The sequence below is a fragment of the Micromonospora sp. NPDC047753 genome (assembly GCF_040642735.1).
Lineage (GTDB): Bacteria > Actinomycetota > Actinomycetes > Mycobacteriales > Micromonosporaceae > Micromonospora.
In genome coordinates this window covers 1-5,245 of record NZ_JBEYSL010000473.1, presented here as the reverse complement: position 1 = coordinate 5,245, position 5,245 = coordinate 1, and the positions used below count along the sequence as shown (strand labels likewise).

Genomic DNA, 5,245 nt, shown 5'->3' with positions numbered 1-5,245 from the left:
AACCGATCCTGCCCGAAGCGGACCGTCTCTGTCGTCGTGGGCTCTGCCATGCGCTCCTCCACGTGTCGACCCGGCCAACTCGCGGATCTCCGAGGTCAGCGGCACCGCGCCCAACCCCTGCGCCACCCGGTACGCCTCCCGCAGGAGCTTGCCGGCGGTGGCCACCCGGCTGCGCCGAGCCAACAGCGCCTCGGCCTGCCGCAGGCGCGAGTACGCCGCCGGATAGGGGTGATTGCGTCGATCCCACTCGGCCGCCGACGCGGCCCACAGCTCCGGATCGCTGCCGTCGAGGCGGCTGACCTCGGCAGCGCACAGCGCCAGGAAGCCCTGCACCACCGAACGCACCGGCCGGGCGGCACCGGCGCTCTTGCGGGCCACCCGCTCGGCCACGTCGCGCAGCCGGCGGACCGCCGTCGGGTCCACCTCCACAGTGCGGCTGGCGTGCGCCTCAGCCTCGGCGCGCAGGCCGTGCCAGACCAGCGCGGAGAGGATCATCACGTCGTCGGAACGGCTCTCGGTCAGGCCGCGCTGCACCGCCTGCCGCGCCACGTCGTGCCGGCCCTCCCACATGGCCAGCCCGGAGCGCAGGGTGAGCAGCGGAATGACGTGTCGCGCCCCGCCGCCGGCGAGCAGGGTCGCCACCGCGTCGAGGTCCCGACCGGCGGCCTCGATGTCGCCGTAGCCCACCGACAGCCGGCACCGGGCCAACAGCAGCTCGACGGCGTCCGCACCGGACGGTCGGTGCCGCAGGGCCGCGGCCACCACCTTCTCCGCCTCGGCCCACTGGCCCACCCGGAACAGCCCGTTGATGGCGATGGCCAGCAGCCGGGTGCCCCAGGTGCGGCCCAGGCCCAGCTCGGTCACCCGTTCGGCGCCCCGCCGGGCCACCACCACGCCTTCCTCGAGGACGTTCAGCGGCCCGGTCAGCAGCTCCGCCAGGTGCAGGTACGCGCAGGCCACGTCCTCGGGCTGACCGGCACGCTCGGCGGTGTCGAGGGCGTCGCGCATGACCGCCAGACCGGCGTCCGGGTCTTCCAGACAGGCGTCGCTGAAGCCCAACGCCGAACTGGCCAGCACCACCTCGGTGGCCGAGCCCGCCACGTTCTCGGCCAACGCCAGCGCCTCGCGGGCCCGCTCACCGGCGTCGGCGTAGCGACCCAGGTGCAGCAGCAGCTCGGCCAGGCGGGCGGCGGCGCTGGCCCGGTCCCGAGGGGAACAGTCCGCCGCCTTCAGCGCCCGCTGGTACTCCTCCTCGGCCAGCGCGGAGCGACCGGCGGCGGCCAGGTAGCGGGCGCGGCGGATGTGCAGCGCGCAGCTCGGCTCGCCACCCCGCAGCGCGGCCAGCTCCTCCAGCAGGGCCAACGCGCGGGCGTGCTCCCCACAGTGGTGGGCCGCCTCGGCGGCGTTCTCGAGCAACTCGACCCGGTCCACCGTCAGCGGGCCCGGCTCGGCGGCCAACTGCAACGCCGCCGACCAGTGCCGGTGCGCCTCGGCGTAACCGTGCAGCCGCTCGGCCTCCTGAGCGGCAGCCACCGCCGCCGGCAGGGCGCGCGCCGGCTCGCCGGCCAGCCGCCAGTGGTGCGCCAGCCGGGCCTGGTGCAACTCACCCGGCGCGGTGGTCAGCGCCTCGGCGTAGCGGCGGTGCAGCCCGGAGCGTTCGGCCGGCAGCAGCTCGTGCGCCAGCACCTCGGCCACGAGGCGGTGCCGCAGCCGGTAGCCCTCGTCGGCGCCGACCAGCAGCCGGTGCGCCACCGCGGCCCGGGCCGCGGCGATCAGCTCGTCCTCCGGCATCCGCAGCACCTCGGCCAGCAGCCAGTGCTGCACCGGTTCGACCCCGGCGGCCACCGCGTGCACCACGGCGTGCGCGTGCTGGGGCAGCGCGTCGACCCGATCGAGGAAGATCTCCCGCAGCGTCTCGGACAGCCCGTCGCGGCCGTCGCGCAGATCCCGGGCCAGTTCCTCGATGACGAACGGGTTGCCGCCGCTGCGCTGCCACACCTGCTCGGCCGCGTCGGCATTCAGCGTCCGGCCGACCACCGCGGCGGCGAGTGTCTCGGTGTCAGCCCGGCCCAGCGGCGCCAGGTCGAGCACCCGCACCGTGCGGAGCCGACGCAGCTCGGTGAGCACCCGGCGCAGCGGGTGAGCGCCCTGCAACGACTCCGCGCGCACCGCCGCCAGCACCGACAGCTGAAGATCACCCAGGCCGGCGAGCAGGTAGAGCAGGAGCTGCCGGGTGCTGCGGTCGACCCACTGGAGGTCATCGAGGATCAGCACCAGCGGGCGACCCTCGGCGATCAGGTGCAGGCCACGGGAGACCCGCTCCAGCAACGCGCCGGCGCCGTCCGGGCTGGCGGTCTCGTCGGCGAACATCTGCAACAGCCCCCGCACCGCCGACGAGGTGCGGGCGGGCGAGGTGGACACCTCGGCGTCGAACCGGCGCAGCGCCTGCAACAGCGGGTGCAACGGAGAGGCGTCGCCGATGTCCAGGCAGCTGCCGGTGAGCACCACGGCGCCCCGCTCCCGCAGGCGGTCACCGATCTCGCCCAACAGCCGGGTCTTTCCCACACCGCTCTCGCCGGTCAGGAAGACCGCTGCGGTCTGCCCGTGCGCGGCCTCACCGAGCAACGCGGACCGAACCGTCTGCACCAGCTCGGCCCGGCCCACGAGCGGTGCGGTGTCCACATCGCTGGCCATGCCACGCAGCCTAATCACAGGGCCCCACACCGTTCTACGGCCGCCCACCGCTTCTGGTACTCCTCGCGTCGACTTTGCGACTAAAGGTTGCAGGTGGCCGACATACGTCGTTCGGCAGATCCCCCGTCGGCCCAGTAATGCCAATCTCCGGAGGTGATCAGGCAACAGCGGGGAGAGAGGCCGGTGCGACACCCATGACCACCAGCATCATCGTCGACACGCAGCGGACCGTCACCCCGCTCTGGCCGGTACCCCAGGAGAGGCGCGTCGTCACCGTCCTCTTCGCGGACATCGTCGGATCCACGGCCCTGGTGGACCGGCTCGACCCCGAGGACGTCCGAGCGTTGCAGCGGGCCTACTTCGACACCGTCGCCGGTGTGCTGCACCGCTGGCACGGGGTCGTGGAGAAGTACATCGGCGACGCGGTGATGGCGCTCTTCGGCGCCCGGCACTCCGACGGCTTCGACGCGTACCGGGCGGTGCGCGCCGGGCTCGAGATCCAGGCCGCGCTGGACCGACGGCCCATGGTCGACGGCATCAGGCTGCGCGTCCGGGTCGGTGTCGCCACCGGCGAGGTGGTGGTCGACCTGGGCGACGCCGTCACCGGCGGGCACGGCCTGGCCAGCGGGGCGGTGATCACCACAGCGGCCCGCCTGCAGGAGTACGCCGCGCCCGGCGCCGTCGCACTCTGCGCGGCCACCGCCCGCGCCACCGCCGGCCTGATCACCCAGCGTCAGCTGACGCCGACGCCCGTCGCCGGCCGGGTGTCGCCGGTGCCGGTCTGGCACGCCCTCGGTCCGGTTCGCCCCGGCGCCGACCGGCACGACGGCCCGTTGATCGGTCGACGCCGCGAGCTGGCCACCATCCGCGACCAGCTGGGCTCGGCCATCCGACACCGGACACCAAACTGGATCTCACTGGTCGGCCCCACCGGTAGTGGCCGCAGCCGGCTGCTGCACGAGCTGACCCGTGGGCTGACCACGGTGGACGGAGAGTCGGTCCGCTGGTGCGTGGCGACCTGCCAGCCGTACCCCGACCAGGTGTTGGCGCCGGTCGCGCACCTGCTCCGCGGCCTCGCCGGAATCCGGCACAGCGACGGCCCTGCGGCCGTCCACGACCGGCTCGTCGCCGCCCTGACCCCGCTCTTTCCGCCGACCCGGGTGGCCACCGCGGTTCCGGCGCTCCAGCGGATGCTGACCACCCCGGACGGCTCGGCCACCGCCCTCACCGGCGCGGCGATCTGCCGCGAGGTCCTGCTGCGGCTGGCCGCCCACCAACCGCTGATCGTGGCCGTCGACGACCTGGACCGGGCCGCGCCCGCGGTGAGCCGCTTCCTGCACGCGCTCTACGACGCGGCGACGGAGCGTGGGCTGCCGCTGGCCCTGCTCACAGTGCACCAGCCGCAGTGGACCGACACCCGGCCCGGTCCGGCCCGCCAGATGACGATCGGACCCCTGGCCACTGTGCAGTCCGGACGGCTGCTGCGCCACCTGCTCACCCGGGCCGGACAGCCGGTGGCCCTGGTCGACCGGCTGCTGCCGCTGGTGGGCGGCCGCCCCGGGCACGCGGCGGCATACGTCACGTCGCTGGTGGACGGTGCCGATCCGGCGGCCCTCCCGCTGCCCGAGGCCGTACGCCGGGCCGTCGGCGCGGAGCTGGACCACCTCGACGGTGAGCGGCGGGCGGTGCTGATGGCCGCCGGGACCCTCGGTGGTCTGATCTCCGGGGCGGCCGTGGACCGGGCACTCGGCTGGACACCCGGCCGGTCCGCGCCCGCGCTCCGCGAGCTGGTCACCGCAGGGCTGCTGCTCCCCCACCACGTCGACGGGTACGCGTTCGCCGCTCCCGCGCTGCGCCAGGTCGCCGTCGAACGGTTGCCCCGCGCCCTGCGGGCCGTCTTCCAACGCCGGACCGCCGCCGCGCCGCACCTCGACACGGCGCACCGGGACGCCGGCCCGCCCGACTCGCTCGCTGGTGTGCCCAACGGCTCGCCGGCGAGGAGCGCGCAGATCGTGCGCCTCGACACCGTTGGCGATCGGACCGGCCGCCTCGACGACGTCTTCGCGTCGCTGGCCTCGGCAGGGGCGGGCGGTGCCACCGGCCCGACCCCGCTGAGGCGAGGCAGCCCCACCCCGACGATGGCCACCCGACCCGCCGCGTCGGGTCCCGCCACCAACCGCACGGCGGGCCCACGCAAGCTCCGAGCCGTCGCCTCGGCAGGCGACGTACCGCCGACGCCGGCCGCTGCGGCGTCCCGACCTCGGCGCCGCGCGAGCGGTGACCGATCCCGGGACGTCGGACGGCCCGCAACGCCGATCCGCCCCACGCCGGCGAGTTCGGCCACACAGTGGACACTCGCGGACGCCGGAACCCCGCCGGGCGTAGTACGGGCAGCACCCCGCCCACCGTTGATCCGCCCCCTTGACGACCTACCCGCCTCCGCCTAACCACCCCCACCCTCAGCCCCTGCCCTGCCCTGCCCTGCCCTGCCCTGCCCTGCCCTGCCCTGCCCTGCCCTGCCCTGCCCTGCCCTGCCCTGCCGATCATGGAG

At 75.0% G+C, this 5,245-nt stretch carries 2 protein-coding genes; one reads left to right on the top strand and one right to left on the bottom strand.

The annotated features are described in order from the left end of the window. Positions 1-2,694: AAA family ATPase (locus ABZ749_RS28780; protein ID WP_357233282.1), on the bottom strand; the 2,694-nt coding region annotated here is incomplete at its 3' end. Positions 2,695-2,888: 194 nt separating this feature from the next. On the opposite strand from ABZ749_RS28780, the gene ABZ749_RS28775 reads away from it, so the two are divergent. Next, positions 2,889-5,141, top strand: coding sequence for an adenylate/guanylate cyclase domain-containing protein (locus ABZ749_RS28775; protein WP_357233280.1), 2,253 nt, complete (start codon positions 2,889-2,891; stop codon positions 5,139-5,141). Positions 5,142-5,245: the final 104 nt, after the last annotated feature.

Excerpts from the sequence above, each read along its gene's own strand:
- ABZ749_RS28775 (WP_357233280.1), top strand. The coding sequence starts at position 2,889 with ATGACCACCAGCATCATCGTCGACACGCAGCGGACCGTCACCCCGCTC.